Here is a 15353-nt window from a genome sequence, read left to right as displayed (position 1 = left end):
GCAGGCCAATGATTATTGCCTTTTCAAACGAATTGAACGCACTCTGCAAGTCACCATGCCGCCCAACCAGTAATTGGACGGTCGATTCTATATAACTTCTTATGGATGGTTGGTTACGTCTAAAGTCCTGAATTGTTTACCCCCGTCATGCGGCAAGGATCGAATCACCCTACAAATAATACGTCATCCTCTGCAAATGGGTGGATGGGTCGATGTACTGCACCTTCACCCCGCCTGGCACGTTCAAACTGATCGGCGCATAGTTCAAGATCGCCTTCACCCCCGCCTGCACCAGCTGGTCCGCCACCGCTTGAGCCGACGGAGCGGGCACCGTCAGCATCGCCACCTTCACCCCCAGTTGGCGGATGCGCTCCACCATCGTCTCGGCGTCTTCCACCCTGAAATCGCCGATCTTTTCCCCCACCTTATCCTTGTCCCTGTCGAAGATCGCCACAATATGAAACCCCCGGTCGCGGAACCCCTGGTAATTCGCCAGCGCGTGACCCATATCGCCCGCGCCGACCACCGCCACTTCCCAAATGCGGTTCACCTTCAGGATCTCGCGCAGTTTATCGATCAGATACTCGATGGAATACCCCGTCCCCTGCTTGCCGAACTCACCGAACTGCGAAATATCCTTGCGGATCTGCGCCGCCGAAATACCCACATGCTCGCCCAGCTCCTGCGACGACGTGGTCTTCAAACCCATGTCTGCCATGCGTTGAAGCGCCCGCAGGTACACGGGCAATCGTCCGATGATGATGTCGGGAATCTTCCTCGCGTTCATGTGCCCTCGCCAAAATTGGTATGACTAACTATACCAAAAAAAGAGATTTTGTACAATTCGGTACAAGTGCTTCACAAACGAAAGCTGTTTGGATGAAAACCCGCGCCTCAGGCGGGGACCGGGCTTGGGCGGTCCCCATCAGGCTTTTCCCGCGTCCGAGGCGGGGATTCCGCAAAAAAATCCCCCGATGTGATGAAACATCGAGGGATGCGGATTTAGAAAAGTTTTATTGTTAGGGGATGATGATCGGATTGCAAGTACAGGTTGCGTCGTCCAGCCTGGTCCCCTGCCGGCATGTGATTTGACAACCAGGCGAACCCGGGTCGATTCTTTCTTCCTCTGCTTTTGGCGTCGGCTCGAAGATCATGCAAAGCCCCAGGTCCGTTGCCGAGACGAGAACGCCGATCGGCACCCGGCAGGCGTTATCCACCTCAGCCAAAAACTGGATCGGGTAGAAGGTAAAACTCTTGACCGCCGCGCCCGCCTCTTCCTGGGTCATCCCGTCGTTGAAATCGAACTTCATCGGGTCGATCTGCCTGCCCGCCCACGGACCGATGAGGAACTTATTGTCGTTGTCGATGAACGCGGTCTTCACAGCGATCTGCACGATCAGCGCACTGTCGGGGGAAATGCGCACCCAGGCCGCGTCCGGGTCCTTGCCCGCGCCGTTATCGAAGACCTTCGTCTCGAACCCGTCTATGAATCCGGGCTTTTCCTTGTCCTGGTATACCGGCAGCAGGCCGCCCACATCGTTGTTCGTATCCTCCCAGATCTGCGCATTTTCGGTCGACCAATCGGTGGAGGAGGGATTGGACACCAGCACGAGAAAATCGCCCTTGCCGTCTATGTTCGTATCGATCTCCAGCGCGTATTGACCGGGCAGGTTCCCTTCCGGGCTGAGCGAACGCACCGTGATGCTGGCATAGGTGAAGATCGCATCCTGGAATATTTCGTAGAACTGAATATCGAGATCGGGGAAGTATTGGTCCATCGCCACGGCGTTGAACGGGCGCTCGTATTCGCCGAACGTGAAGCGGTCGCCCCCCGGCGCGGTGTGATCGCCGGATGTGCTGGCGGAATCCTGGTCCCCGGCGTGGCCGGCGCTTTGCGACGGCAATTCCTCGGGGATGTGGGTATGGACGATCTCGCTTGGCGCGGCAGCCGCCGTTGATGTGGGCTCGATGACGACGATCTGCGTGACAGCCTCCTGCGGCTCGGGCGTCGAACCGCCGCAGGCTTGGACGATAAGCAACATTCCACCCAGCAGGATTTTTGTCGATATATGTTTCATTTTCAACTCCAATTTATAAAACCGATACAATACGCCTGTCATTCTGAACGCAGCGAAGGATCTCGCCGGTCTTCGCGATGTTCAGGGTGACATATTTATTTCACATACGCCTCCTTTCCAGTCTTCATCCTTTCGGCGTGACCTGGTCCTGGGTCCACGCCTTGAGCCTTTCGCCCTCCGGCGCATCTTTGCGCCCGAGGACCTTGTACACATTCACCGCTTTCGTTTTGCCTTTTACGGTCACCGCGTCTGCAAGTTCCGCGTCGAATTCGTCTTTCACCTGTTGATACGTGCTCTCGCTGACCAGGATGGGCCAGGCGTAGGTCTTGGTCAGGTCTTGTAAACGCGCGGCGAGGTTGGCGTTGTCGCCGATCACCGTGTAATTGATGCGCTGCGCCGAGCCGAGCAAGCCCACGAACACTTCGCCCGAGTTGATGCCGACTCCCATTTCGATCTGGCTCGGTCGTCCCTCGTCCGCCCATTTCTCCTTCAACTCCGCCAAAGCGGTGCGCATGTCCAATGCGGCGCGCAGCGCGCGGACGGCGTGGTCTTTATACGGCACGGGCTCGCCGAAGAACGCGATGATGGCGTCGCCTTCGTATTTATCCACTGTGCCGCCGTGTTTGTAAATCACCTGCGACATCGCTTCGAGATACGGGTTGAGCAATGCCACCACCCCCTCCGGCGTCATTTTTTCGGAAAGGGTCGTGAAGCCGCGGATGTCCGAGAAGATGATCGTCAGGTCGGCGCGTTTGTTCAACGAGTTGATGTCCTGCGTCTTCATCATCTGGTCCACCATTTCGGGTGAGATGAAGCGGCTGAACAGGTTACGCACGCGCCGTTTTTCGCGCTCCTGCGAGACGGCTTGTTCGAGGGTCGGCAGGACGACTCCGAGAAAGAGCATCCCTTCGGGCGCGGCGACCGGCAATACATATCGTTGCTGGAGGAACAGGAGGAATGCCAGCAGCCAATATGCCAGAGCCGCGAGAGCCAGCAGCGAGATCGTCAACGACGGGCGTTTGGAAAGCGTGATAAAGAATGCCAGCAGCGCCGCTCCAACGATGATGAGGAGCGACATCCACGGCGGAGCATACGCGATGTATTTGCCGTTGAGGATCGTATCCACCGTGTTGGCGACGACTTCCACGCCCGGTGTGGTATTCCTTGCCGAGAAGGGGGTTGGGTAGATATCCTGCAAGGTGATCGAGGTCGCGCCGATCAACACGATTCTGCCGCGGAAGGCGTCCGGGTCCTGTTCGAGCGTGATGCCGTCATGCACATCCGATGCGGAATAGGTCGGGTAGGTCCCGGCGGGTCCCGCAAAATAGACCGGCAGCAAGCCCGAACTCAATGGCGCGCTCTGCCCGTTGAATTCCACGCTCGAAGCGCTGAAGACGGGCGGTTCGGCGTTCGAATACAGGCGCGCGATCTCGAACGCCCAGTGCGGGTAAATCTCTCCCTGGTATGAATCATATGCCGAGACGCTCCGCACGATCGCGTCTTCATCGCGGCGGACGGAGGTAATGCCCATGCCGTCCAATACATCGCGATAGATGGAAAGCGGCAGGACGCGCGACTCGGTCACGAATCCCTCACCGGTGCCGCGCAGGATCTGCATCACCGCCGCCGAGGAGGGACTTTCTCCCAGCGACCTCGCAAGCGCTCCGTCATTCTCCGGCTGGCTCTCATCCGGCTCGAAGAGAAATACATCCACGCCGACGACCCTGCCGCCGCCCTGGTTGATCTGGTCCACGATTCCGGCAAGATACGAACGGGGCCAGGGCCATTGCAGTCCCGTCCAGTTGAAGGATTGGTCGTCGATCGCAACGATGACGATCTCGCCCGATGGTTCTTCCGCGCCGCGCATGCGCACGAACGTATCCTGGATTGAATATTCCAGCCGTTCGAGCGGCGTGGTGATGTCGGTGAAAGTTGCAATCGCCTGCGTGAGGAGAAGAATCAGCGCCGTGCCGATCAGGAGGATGATGCGCAGGCGTTGCCCTGCCTGCGCCAATCCCGCACGCACAGGTGAGCTTGTCGAAGCGTTGACCGGCTTGGATTCTCTTTGCATGAAAGATTATTCGCCTCCGCAGTAGGGAGAACAATATTCCTCAATTGCAGGCGGCTCTGTTGGCGGCGGTTCTGTCGGCTGCCGCGGACCTGGATTGTCTTCCGGTTTTGGCTTTTGGGTCGGGTCCGCTTTCGGCTTGGAGAAATTGACCGAAGCGCTGGTGCAGAGCGGGGTCCCGTTCGAGCCGTAGGCGGTCACGAACCACTCGTAGTTCCCGCCGAGCGGCAGGACTTCGATGTAGAATTCCGCGCCGGGGTCTGTCGTCTGGATGATCGCCGTGCTTCCGTTTTCATTAACGAAGGTCAGGATGTAATACTCCGCGCCGGGCGTTTCGCTCCAGGAGAATGCCTGCTTCCCGGCTTTGCCGAGGGTGCTGCCATCGGCGGGAGCTTGGGGCTGGGAACATGCGCCGCCTCCGCCGCCCGAAGATTCTGTCGGCGCTTCAGTGGGCGGCTCGGTGGGAGTCTCGGTCGGTTCTTCGGTCGGCGCCTCGGTTGTCGCGGCTAAAAGTTTGGCGATGCCCTCGTCGTAATATTTCTTCGTTTCGCTGTCGTTGTTGTTTTGGATCCATTCTTCGAAATCTTCGAACGTCATCCCGCCGAGCAATGGCGATCTCCACGTGCCGTCCTCCTCCTGGTGGAAAAGGATCACGCTTTGCCCGTTCGTAAAGATGACCTGCACTCCGTCCGGGTTGGTTGCCGAGCAGGTCCCTTCGAGGCAGGTGATGTGAATATCGCCGGTGACCGGGTCGATCTCAACTTTCATATAGGACCCGCGCACCGAAGCCACGCCGGAGGGCGTTTCCACATCCGCCTGCCCGCCGTTCAGGATGATGAAGATCCTTCCCAATTCAAGTTTGATCTTTGTATAAAGACCGCCATCGGTTTCCTCGTTCGAGATCAGGGTAAAGACCGAGGAAGGCGTCACGCGCACGATCGTGCCCGAAGAAAGATCGAGGCGCACGCGCCCGTCATCGCCGGTTTGGATCTGCCCGTTCACGTTCAAGATCGACCCGGCGTTCACCTCCGCAAAGGCGGCTTCTTCCGCCTGTTTCATTTCCACCAGGCCCGAGAGCTCGCTCAGCGTCGCGGAAAGCGGCGGTGTTTCTTCATTGGTCTGGCAGCCCGCAAACGTCAGGGAGAAGGCAAGCAGTAGTACGATAAGGTTTTTTCTGTACATTTTTCTCCGTTTCAGTCGATGGTGACCGTAATTCTAACTTTATAGTCCGCGTGGATCCCATCCCCCGTTGGAACTGGCGATATTTTCAAGAGATATATTTTGCCCGGCTCGGTCTCCATCGCAACCGTGCCGCCGCATTCAAGCGGCGCCATGTCTGATTGAATGAATTCTAATAGAACGAAGCCGGAATCACATGAGAGTTGAATGACAACCCTGTCATGGTCCGCCGAAAAGGCGATCCAGTCTTCGCCATCGCCCTGCGGCGTCGAAACGTCTCCCTCGAATTGGATCGAACGCGCGGAAGCGGGCGAGAGCGAAAAGACCGCGATGGGCGCGTCGGCTGAGTCGTTATCGTTTTGCGCGATCTCCATGGGGGCGGGCGCTTCGGCTGAATCTGCTTCGCTTGTTCTAGCAGGTTGATTTTCATCGCCGAGAGCGGGGATCGCATCGATGTTCTCGATCTGCATGAATTCCGCATTGACCCAGCCCGTCCCATCCGCGGCGGGAGGATACGCGACCTTCATCCACGCTCCCGATGCATCCTTTCCGAAGATGGGCACCACATCGTTCTGATTCAACAATCCCAGCAACTCGAAATCCTGCCCCGGTCCACTGCGCACGTTGACCCCGCGCGTGATCACGCCTCTCACCCCGGACCCGGATTCCGATTCTGCGCCCAAGATGGGAATCTCCGCCGATTCATTTTGTGCCTGCACGAAATCCGCGCGCACCCAGCCAGAGTTTCCATTGAATAGGATTCGATACCAAAGACCGCTGGAATCCCTGCCGATGATCTGTACGTTTGAGAAGGCGGGAATTGCGCCGAGCGCCCGGCTTGCCGTGGAGGTATCCTCCCTCAAATTGACCTCGCTTGTCGTCACGCCGGGGATCGGAACGATAGTCGGCGCAAGGGTCGGCCGCGGCGAAGCAGCAGTGAACGCAGGTGTGAGAGTGGGAGGAAGGGTCGCGGTGACAAATGCCGGTCCTGGGATGGAAGGCGTTGTGGGCGATGAGTCGCAGCCTGCGCAAATGAGCAGGAACGCGATGGACGAAATGAGTCTGAGTCGGGTCACGCGATAATTGTATCCAATAAAAATTCACCCCAAAGGCGATTGATTCCTTTGGGGTTTCGGGCTGGCGCCCCCGCGCAGACTCGAACTGCGCTCTTCGGCTCCGGAGGCCGACACTCTGTCCACTGAGCTACGGGGGCGGGCGAGCCGAATTTTACCATAGGCAAAAAAACGGCTGACGAATGAGCCGTCAGCCGTTTTTTTAAATGTCATTCTCAGCCGCGAAGCGGCGAAGGATCTCAGGGCTTTCAGAAGATTTTATGTCTTCGCCTGCGGCGCGAGGTTCGCAATGTTCCCGCGCAGTTTTGTGATGATGGCCGCGTTCCCCTTTTCGTCGCCGAATTTTTCGAGTTGTTCCTTCTTGTGCGCCAGTTCGCCGAGGTATTGATAGAAATGACTGGTGGCTTTATACGCGCCGCCGCTCAGCGCCGCCATGCGCGCGCCGAACTGGAAGAACGAGACCGCGGTCTTGTACTGCGCGTCTGAGATCAAACCGCCCGACACTTCCTCTTTCAAGTGTTTTTTCAACAATCCCTGCTCGTGCCGGATCAGCCAGATGATGAAGCCGAGGAAGATGAGCCAGCCCGCCCATTCGAGCAGGACGACCAGCGCAAGGCTTCCCAGACCGGTGACGAACACAAGCGAGGTGTTATGGAAGGCGTGCGCGAACACAGCCAGGAAATAACCGACGACAGGCGCGGCGAGCTTGACCAATAAGTTGCGGTTCATTCGTGCCACGGCAAAACCCAGCCCGGTGAATGCGGTATAGAAAGGATGCCCCCATGCGAACACACCCACGCGCAGGGCAAAGTTCGTGAACATGCCCGCCCAGCCGCCGTCGCTGTATTGACCGAGGAAATAGAACACATTCTCGGTGGCGGCGAATCCCAGCCCGGCGATTCCGCCGTAGATGATGCCGTCCAGGATCGAGTCGAACTCCTTGCGGAAGATCAGGAAGACAAGCAGGACCGCGAGTCCCTTCATGAACTCTTCCACGATCGGCGCGGTGATCGAACCGCCCGCAATGTCTTCGAGCACCGCGTCGTTCAACACAAAGCTGAAGCCGATCTCGAAGATGGTCGCCACGATGAGCGTGCCGATGATGGCGAAGAAACCGCCCCAGAAGAAGGTCATCAACAACAGCCAGCGCGGCTCCTTTTCATACCGGTCGAGCCAGTAAAGGAACCACGAAAAGAAAAATGCGGGAATGAAAGCCATGGGTATTGCGGCAAGCACAGCCATAGTACTCCTCCGAAGAATTTGGGATTGGAAATGACAAACCTAATTTTAACGATATACCGGAATAAATCAATCCTTGAAGATCAGGCGTGTGCGCTCCACCCGCGCGGTTTCCGGCTCGATTCCCAACGCCGCCAAGACTTCTTCCGGTCTTCCTGTCGCGCCCTCACGCGCCGCCAGGGTCATCTTCAGCCACGCTGTTCCGTCCGCCTGGGTGATGACGCTCATCATTTCGATCAACGGACGCAGGTCGTAGCTCTTCCCGCGCCGCTCACGGATGATGGACTCTGTCATCATGACGGACTCCACTTTCCGCTTCAATTCGGAACCGTCGATGGGTTCCGTCAAACGGACGTCGTACGCCGCCGATAGCACCTGGGTCTGCAAGGCGGGAAGCCACTCGTCCACCGATTTGATCTCCCTAACATTTATATCCGGCGGAAGATTATCCTTTAAACGCGAGCTGATGTCTTCGACGGAGACCTCTTCGTTCAAGCGTACATCCAGCACTTCGCCCCGCGAGGAGAATCCCAGCGGCAGGGCGGCGGCAAGACTGATCTTCGGCTGGGGGTGAAATCCCTGCGAATAAGCAAGGGGCAGGTCGGCGCGGCGCATGGCGCGTTCCCACAAGCGGTGCAGGTCGAGATGACCGATGTAACGCAGCGCCCCCTGCTTTGTGAATGTGATGCGGACTCGCATGTCTGTCTATTTCGGTTCGGCGGCGATTCGCCCCAACCAGGCATGGATCAGCGACCCGGTGCGGCGATATGGACGGTAGGTATGCTCGGCGATGCGATGGAACAGGTCATGGTCGAGGAATTGATGATGGCTGAGCTTCTCCAGCAATTCGACGATGCTCGCATAAACCGCCAGTTCCTCCGCGACGATCTCATCGAACTCGATGTTCTTGTACGCGTTCAGCACGGTCCAATTGTGCTTGTGCTTTTCCACGAGCGGGGATTCATAATCCGGGTAGCCGAACTCTTTTTGAAAATTTTCCAAAGCCGAGAACGAGGCGGACGGCGAATATGCCTCTCCGTGCAGGATCTCGGTCAGGCGGTCCGCGATGAATAGTTCGTGCGAAAGCGCTTCCGCCAGCAGGTCCTTGACGGTTAACCCGCCCGAGACGCCGCGCAACGTCAACCGGCGCGCGAATCCCACGCGGTTGAGCAGTAGCTCGAACTGGTCGCGTTCGTTTTGCAGGCGTACTAGGAGAGCGGTTTTGTTCATTAAATAAATGTTCCCGGCGGAATACCGATTCCGGGTACTTTCCTCGCCGCCGGGGACGGCGGCTGAGCGATCAATCGCCTACCAGCGGTAATTCCATTTCCATCTTTCGAGCGGGAGATTTTACCTCCGGACATTTCCAAACTTCGCCCGGGTTTTCGCGGCGCAGGTTCGCAAAGGTCGGCAGGATGCCGCAGGCGAAACAATTCAGGCGGCAGTCCACGCGGATCTCACCTTCGAGCGACATGCGGAAATCCTGGAAGAGGAAGTTCTTGCGCACCGCCGCACTGATATGCTCCCAGGGGAACACTTCATCCGTTCGGCGCTGGCGGTTGGTATAAAAGGCGGGGTCGAGCCCGTGCTCCTGGAAGGCGGCGATCCATGTATCGAACCTGCGTCCTTCCTCCCAGGCGTCGAACTTCGCGCCGTTCTTCCACGCGGAATAAATGACTTCCGCCATGCGGCGGTCGCCGCGCGAAAGCCAGGCTTCCACGAGCGTGTCGTCGGGCTTGGTCCAGCTCAATTTGATGTTCTTGTCCTTGAACAGTTCGCGTTTCAGCAGGGCTTGTTTTTCAAGGATGCTGTCGCGCGTGTCGCAAGAAACCCACTGGAAGGGAGTTTGCGGCTTGGGAACAAAAGTGCTGACGCCGACATTCAACTTCACCTTCCACCCCGCAACCTTGCGTCCTTCGGCGATGACGCGTTTACTTAGATCCGCTATTGCCTGCACGTCTTCGAGCGTCTCGCTCGGATGCCCGATCATGAAATACAACTTGATCGTCGTCCAGCCGCGGCTGTAGATTTCGTTCGTGGTCTTGATGATGTCTTCATCAGGGATGAACTTGTTGATGATGCGGCGCATTCGTTCGCTGGCGGCTTCGGGCGCAAGCGTGAAACCGCCGGAGCGGTGCTGTTTGAGTTTCTCCATCAGGTCCACAGAAACAGACTCGATGCGCAGGGAGGGCAGCGAAACGGTAAGTTTCCTTCCCTCAAAGCGTTTGCTGATGGCATCCACCAGATCTTTGATATATGTGTAATCGGAAGAGGAGAGCGACATCAATGCCAGTTCTTCGAATCCCGTCGCGTGGACGGCCGCCTCGGCGGCTTCCACCACCTCTTCCACGCTTCGTTCGCGGACCGGGCGCGTAATCATACCCGCCTGGCAGAATCTGCATCCGCGGGTGCATCCGCGCATGATCTCGACCGAGACGCGGTTATGCACCACATCGATGTTCGGCACGATGAACTTTGTGGGCGGCGGCGGCAGTTTGCCCACGATGCGTTTGTTTATCACCTTCGGCGCTTCGGGGATGATCGGTTCCGTGACAGCGACCGTTCCATCGTCCATGTACGAGGTTTGATAGAAGCGCGGCAGATACAAGCCCGAAATCCTTAACAGGCTGCGCAGGCGTTCTTCGCGCGGTTTTCCTTTTGTCTTTTGCAGCGAGTCGATGATGTCGTGGATGGCTTCCTCGCCTTCGCCGACGACGAAAGCATCGATGAAGGCATGCATCGGCTCGGGATTGGTGGCGGCATGTCCGCCCGCGATGATGATGGGATGCGAATCGTCGCGATCCGCCGAACGGATGGGAATGCCTGCAAGATCGAGGATGTTGAGGGCGTTGGTGTAAAGAGTCTCGTAGGGCAGGGTAAAGCCGATGAGGTCGAAACAGGCCAGAGGGCGTTTTGATTCGAGCGCGTAAAGCGGAATCCCATGTTCGCGCATCAGGGCTTCCATATCCAGCCAGGGAGCGTAGGCGCGCTCGGCGAGCGCATCCTCCCGCTGGTTGACCTGGTCGTAAAGAATCTTCAAGCCGACATTTGAAACGCCGATGTCATAGATATCGGGGAAGACGAATGCGACGCGGGTTTTTGCCGAGTCCCAATCCTTTACCGTCGAGTTCAATTCTCCGCCTACATAACGACCCGGTCGTTCAACTTTTAAAAGGATTCGTTCGAGTTTTGTCTCGATCTGTTCTGGCGTAAGCATTCCGCGATTATACCTGATAAGAATTACCCGGTTTGGAAACATAAACCGGCAGGTCATCCCTGCCGGTTCGTTATTGCGCCTTGAAGTTATTGTACAGCCACGGCGGCCGGCTTCGCCATCCGTTCGCGAGCCCAGAGCCAGAGCGCGCCCAGGCCGAAGAACATGATGATGAACCCGATCAGCCAGCCTACTGCCGGAAGGTTGACCAGCAAACCGACGATCACCACGCCAAGGAGCAGGGGCCAAACTTTGTGTTCGCCCAGCGCGGGGTTGAAGCGCCCGAGGATCCAGCGCCCGCCCAGCCAAGCCACAAGGATCTGGGAACCGAAGCCGGTGAACAGCACGAACCCGATGATCAGCGCAAAAATGGACAGGAGGCTAAGCCAGATGACCGTCCCGGAAACGCCGCCAAGGGTCAATGCGCCGAAGATCACTCCCAGGATGATGGTCACGACCACGATCAGGAACAGCGCAAAGAAGAAAGCGGCGTAGGCGACGATGCCCCAGCCAAAACTCGGAACAGGCTGGGCTTGCAGTTTGCCCATCAGGCTTTTCATGAAGACAGGCGCAAGCCATGCGAGCAACAACCCGAAGAGAGCGAGAGTCACGATATCGCGGAGCAGGTCGAAGGTCCAGTTTGCGGCGATCTCTGCCGGAGTGGGCGGAGTTGGGACGACTCTTTGGTCAACAACAGGTTCGTTTCGGGTGACCTTTCCATCGACGGCGCCCGAAGGGATGGTGATATCCTTCGTTTGAGTATAGGTGAAATCACCGCCGATCCTGGCGCCTTCCGCGATCTTCAAACCGGGGTTGACGGTTGGGATGGACACGTTCGTGTTCGAAATGTACATGGATGGGGGAGGACCGCCCTGGTTCATCTCGCCGACCTCGGCTTTTACATCGCCGCCGATCTCGCCGCGTAGTTCCAATGCGCCTGCGGCAAGTTGCAGATCGTCGCTGATCGAACCGGCGAGCAATCCCTGCGCCCCGGCAAACACGGCATCATTCTCGACCGAACTGCCCTGCTTCGTTTCGAGGCTTGCGCCCGCAGCGACCAGGTCCCCGCCGATCACTGCGTTGGCGCCAAGTTGGAGTGCCGCACCGGCAATACGCGCATCGTCCTGCACAGTGCCCTCGATCAGGACGGTGTTTCCCGCCGCGATCAGATCGCCCTCCACAGTGCCGTTGATCGTGATGAAGTTGCCGAATACGATTAGATCTCCCTTGACGGTTCCATCGAGGGTGAATTGATCTGCTCCGACGTAGAGGTCATCGTTAACGACTTCATTGGCTTCGATCACGATTACATCACCCGAGCGCCCGTCGAAAGCCAGCACCGGGGTTGTGGCCGCCAGCGAGAACAGGGCAATTATCATAAGGACTGTCAAAAATCGTTGAATGGTTTTCATGGTGTCTCCTTGGAAAACATTTCCGAAAGAGATATACGGCATGTATCCCCCGAGGTTGCAATAGTTCCCGCCTCTTCCCCGGCCTGAGGCTGGTCACCCCATTCTGTCTCTTATTCCCCTTGCAGCGTCTTCAACTTTGCAGGTTTCCCTGAATACCAATTCATGATCTCGACGAACCAGGCACAATACGTCTCCTTGGCGTTATCGATTCCCGCCCGGATCTCATCCAGGCGCATGAACCTGACCTCGGAAATTTCCTCCGGATCGAAGCGCACCTGCCCCGGCTGTATTTTTCCTTCGTAGATCACGCTGATCTCATTATCGTTCGGTCCGTATTCCATTTGGATCTTCCCCAGCAGGTTGATCTCGATTCCCTCCACGCCCATCTCTTCCTTCAACCCGCGCATTGCCGCTTCCCGATAACTTTCCCCCGCCTTGACGTGTTCCGACACCGAGCAATCCAGCAGGGATGGGGACGAAGCGCGGTCCGCGCTTCGTTTTTGGATCAGCATCTCGCCCTGGGCATCAAATAGGAAGACATGCACCCCGCGATGCTGCAATCCCCGCCGGTGGACATCCGAGCGCGACGCCTGCCCAATTACTTCATCCTTGTCGTTCACAACATCCAATTGTTCGTCAGACATTTTGTTTTTCTTTCTTTACAAACGCGGGGTCCGAAGGAATCTTGCAATTCCATGCGCTGCCCATTTCCCTTCCAGCGCGCAGCGATCGGCAGTCTCCACGCCGCGCAGGAGATTTCCAGCTATGAAAACCCCTTGAACCGAAGATTGGAAGTTCCCGTCGATCACCGGTCCGTTCGTGCGCGAGTCGATCTGCAAACCGCCCGTGCGCGCCAGTTCGTGTTCGGGAATCCAATTCCCGGTAAAGATGATCGAGTCGCATTCCACAATTTTTTTGCTTCCGTCTTTGTGGGTGAGTTCGATGCCTTCGACCCGTTCTTGACCGTAAATATTCGATACGCGGGTATTCGTTATGATCGGCGTGCGGGACATTATATCGGCCAGCGCCAACTTCATTACAGTGTACGGAAATTCGATTTGATGCATGGGTTCTTCCGTCACCATCATCGCACATTCGATTTTTGCGCCCATGAGCGACATCAACGCCGAGAGGCTGACCAATTCAGCGCCGACGATGACCGCGCGTTTGCCAACCGGCAATTTTTCCTGGTAAAGAAACCTTTGCATTGAACCGGTCGTGTAAATCCCTTGCGGTCTCTTCCCCGGCACCAACCGCGCTGCACGCGGACGTTCCCGCACGCCGGTCGCCAGTAAAACGGTTTGCGCTTTAATTTCGCCAATTCCATTTGGCGATGTAAAACTCAATACCTTCTCAGTGCTCTCTGTTGCAGGATTTTTCCATCCCAAAATCGTTGTGGATGTTCGCACTTCCACATTCATCTTTTCAGCCAGGTCACGATAATACCTTGCGTACGTGGGTCCCTGCCACATGCGCCACAAGTCTTCACGCCCAAAACCGGTGTGATGGCAAAAGCGCGGCATCCCGCCTGCTTCCGCTTCGCGGTCTGCCACCAAAATATTTTTCACTCCCTGCTTCTTCAACTCGATTGCCGCGGATAGACCCGCCGGTCCACCGCCGACGATGAGGACATCCACATTCATGTTACTCTGTGCGAAGCGATGAGTCTCGCTGGGTAAGATGGAGAGTCTTCGCTCACTCCGTTCGCTGAGAATGACCTGGAGAGTCGCATGACAATTGAACCCCTGACAGCGCCCCTGCGAAGCGCGCGTCCTGCGGCGCAAGCCGTCCAGCGTCGTGGCAGGGATCGGCGCATTCATGGCGGCGATCAACTCGCCGCGCGAAACCCGCTCACAATGGCAGACCATCTCGGCATAAAGCGGATTCTTCGCAACCATTTCCGCGTCTTGATGCGGGCGCACGAACGACTGTCCGATCGTCGGAAGTTTGATGGTCTTGAATTCCTTTTTCTGTTTTAGATGCAAACCCGCTTCGCGGAGCAACTCCACGCCGTATTCGGCGATGCCCATCGCGCCGGAAATACCCGTCGAACGGATTCCGCCCAAACACAAGTAACGAAGCGATGCATCCATCTCGATCTGATAATCGCTGTGTTCTGTCGCCGCGCGCAGACCGGCGTAAGTGGCGGTCACTTCTTCGTTCAGCAGTTGCGGCAGGATTTTTTCCCCTTTATCAAGCAGGAACTTCAGCCCTTCTTCTGTCGTCTCTGTCGCCGATTTGTCATCCAGATCCTCAGCGGTCGGTCCAAGCAGAATATTTCCATAAACGGTCGGGCTGATCAGTACACCCTTTGTGACGGATGTTGGAACTGGCAGGAGTACATGATTAATCAAATCTCTTGCCATTTTGTCGAAGACGATCAACTGTCCGCGCCTCGGAACGACCCGGAAGCGGGTCTTTCCATATTGGGCATCGATCTCATCCGAGAACAGTCCCGCCGCGTTGACGATAAACCTCGAATATATTTTATTTCCCTGCTGGTCGAGTAGTTCCGTATGTTCGCCACTGGTCGTATCGAGGCCAGCGACTTTGAAATTGAGGAACAACGCCACGCCATTCTCCACCGCCTGATACGCCATCGCCAGCGGAACGGAAAACGTGCAGAGAATTCCTTCGCCGGGAACAAACAATCCACCCAGGGCGCCCGGGCTGATGTGCGGCTCACGTTGACAAATCTCTTCAGAGGCGATAATGCGAACATCCGTTACCCCGTTATCGTGTGCCTGCTTGAGCAGTTTGGGAAGAGCGTCGAATTGTACTTGATTCCATGCAATGAGCAGACCGCCCAGGACTTCATGCGCAATATTCGCTTCCGGCATGTACTCCTTCATCAAGGAGTAACTACGTCGCAGAAGTCTGGCTTCGAGCGAGCCAGGCTTGGCATCATAACCGGTATGCCAAATCGCCGTGCTGGCCTTGGAAGTCCCCATGCCCACATCGGGATTGGATTCTAATAGGGCGATCTTTAGGTCATAGCGTGAAAGTTCTCTTGCAATGGCGCATCCCACCGCCCCCGCGCCGATGATGGCGATGTCGTAGATGGTTGTCATAATATCTCGTTTATGTGGC

At 56.9% G+C, this 15353-nt stretch carries 12 protein-coding genes and 1 tRNA gene; all 13 read right to left on the bottom strand.

The window, feature by feature from the left end; genetic code table 11:
• Positions 1–169: 169 nt before the first annotated feature.
• On the bottom strand, positions 170–787 hold the full coding sequence (locus HS100_21480) for a redox-sensing transcriptional repressor Rex (protein MBE7436502.1): 618 nt from the start codon (positions 785–787) through the stop codon (positions 170–172).
• Between the two features lie 232 nt (positions 788–1019).
• Positions 1020–2078, bottom strand: coding sequence for a hypothetical protein (locus tag HS100_21475; GenBank protein ID MBE7436501.1), 1059 nt, complete (start codon positions 2076–2078; stop codon positions 1020–1022).
• A gap of 124 nt (positions 2079–2202) precedes the next feature.
• Entirely contained in the window at positions 2203–4149 is a 1947-nt protein-coding gene (locus HS100_21470) for an adenylate/guanylate cyclase domain-containing protein (protein MBE7436500.1), read from the bottom strand.
• 6 nt (positions 4150–4155) lie between these two features.
• Positions 4156–5328 carry a FecR domain-containing protein gene (locus tag HS100_21465; protein ID MBE7436499.1) on the bottom strand — a complete coding sequence of 391 codons (1173 nt, stop codon included), beginning with the start codon at positions 5326–5328 and terminating at the stop codon, positions 4156–4158.
• A gap of 11 nt (positions 5329–5339) precedes the next feature.
• Entirely contained in the window at positions 5340–6401 is a 1062-nt protein-coding gene (locus tag HS100_21460; protein ID MBE7436498.1) for an SH3 domain-containing protein, read from the bottom strand.
• A gap of 62 nt (positions 6402–6463) precedes the next feature.
• Positions 6464–6538 (bottom strand) — tRNA-Arg (locus tag HS100_21455).
• Positions 6539–6656: 118 nt separating this feature from the next.
• Entirely contained in the window at positions 6657–7640 is a 984-nt protein-coding gene (locus HS100_21450) for a PrsW family intramembrane metalloprotease (protein ID MBE7436497.1), read from the bottom strand.
• Between the two features lie 66 nt (positions 7641–7706).
• The gene (locus HS100_21445; GenBank protein ID MBE7436496.1) at positions 7707–8336 is read right to left on the bottom strand and encodes a DUF2344 domain-containing protein; all 630 of its coding nucleotides are present in this window, start codon (positions 8334–8336) and stop codon (positions 7707–7709) included.
• Between the two features lie 6 nt (positions 8337–8342).
• Entirely contained in the window at positions 8343–8867 is a 525-nt protein-coding gene (locus HS100_21440) for a hypothetical protein (protein MBE7436495.1), read from the bottom strand.
• 70 nt (positions 8868–8937) lie between these two features.
• Positions 8938–10854 (bottom strand): TIGR03960 family B12-binding radical SAM protein, encoded by a 1917-nt coding sequence (locus HS100_21435; protein MBE7436494.1) that lies wholly within the window; start codon positions 10852–10854, stop codon positions 8938–8940.
• 86 nt (positions 10855–10940) lie between these two features.
• Positions 10941–12263: a polymer-forming cytoskeletal protein gene (locus tag HS100_21430; GenBank protein MBE7436493.1), complete on the bottom strand. Its 1323-nt coding sequence runs from the start codon at positions 12261–12263 to the stop codon at positions 10941–10943.
• Between the two features lie 110 nt (positions 12264–12373).
• Positions 12374–12907, bottom strand: coding sequence for an NUDIX domain-containing protein (locus tag HS100_21425; GenBank protein MBE7436492.1), 534 nt, complete (start codon positions 12905–12907; stop codon positions 12374–12376).
• A gap of 15 nt (positions 12908–12922) precedes the next feature.
• Positions 12923–15334 (bottom strand): FAD-dependent oxidoreductase, encoded by a 2412-nt coding sequence (locus HS100_21420; GenBank protein ID MBE7436491.1) that lies wholly within the window; start codon positions 15332–15334, stop codon positions 12923–12925.
• Positions 15335–15353 lie beyond the last annotated feature (19 nt).

The organism is Anaerolineales bacterium (assembly GCA_015075725.1).
Classification (GTDB): Bacteria; Chloroflexota; Anaerolineae; order Anaerolineales; family Villigracilaceae; genus Villigracilis.
The sequence above is the reverse complement of the archived record's forward strand: the minus strand, read 5'-3'. Positions and strand labels throughout refer to the sequence as shown.

Coding starts and splice junctions, on each gene's coding strand:
- HS100_21480 (MBE7436502.1), bottom strand. CDS start 787: ATGAACGCGAGGAAGATTCCCGACATCATCATCGGACGATTGCCCGTG.
- HS100_21475 (MBE7436501.1), bottom strand. CDS start 2,078: ATGAAACATATATCGACAAAAATCCTGCTGGGTGGAATGTTGCTTATC.
- HS100_21470 (MBE7436500.1), bottom strand. CDS start 4,149: ATGCAAAGAGAATCCAAGCCGGTCAACGCTTCGACAAGCTCACCTGTG.
- HS100_21465 (MBE7436499.1), bottom strand. CDS start 5,328: ATGTACAGAAAAAACCTTATCGTACTACTGCTTGCCTTCTCCCTGACG.
- HS100_21450 (MBE7436497.1), bottom strand. CDS start 7,640: ATGGCTGTGCTTGCCGCAATACCCATGGCTTTCATTCCCGCATTTTTC.
- HS100_21445 (MBE7436496.1), bottom strand. CDS start 8,336: ATGCGAGTCCGCATCACATTCACAAAGCAGGGGGCGCTGCGTTACATC.
- HS100_21440 (MBE7436495.1), bottom strand. CDS start 8,867: ATGAACAAAACCGCTCTCCTAGTACGCCTGCAAAACGAACGCGACCAG.
- HS100_21435 (MBE7436494.1), bottom strand. CDS start 10,854: ATGCTTACGCCAGAACAGATCGAGACAAAACTCGAACGAATCCTTTTA.
- HS100_21430 (MBE7436493.1), bottom strand. CDS start 12,263: ATGAAAACCATTCAACGATTTTTGACAGTCCTTATGATAATTGCCCTG.
- HS100_21425 (MBE7436492.1), bottom strand. CDS start 12,907: ATGTCTGACGAACAATTGGATGTTGTGAACGACAAGGATGAAGTAATT.
- HS100_21420 (MBE7436491.1), bottom strand. CDS start 15,334: ATGACAACCATCTACGACATCGCCATCATCGGCGCGGGGGCGGTGGGA.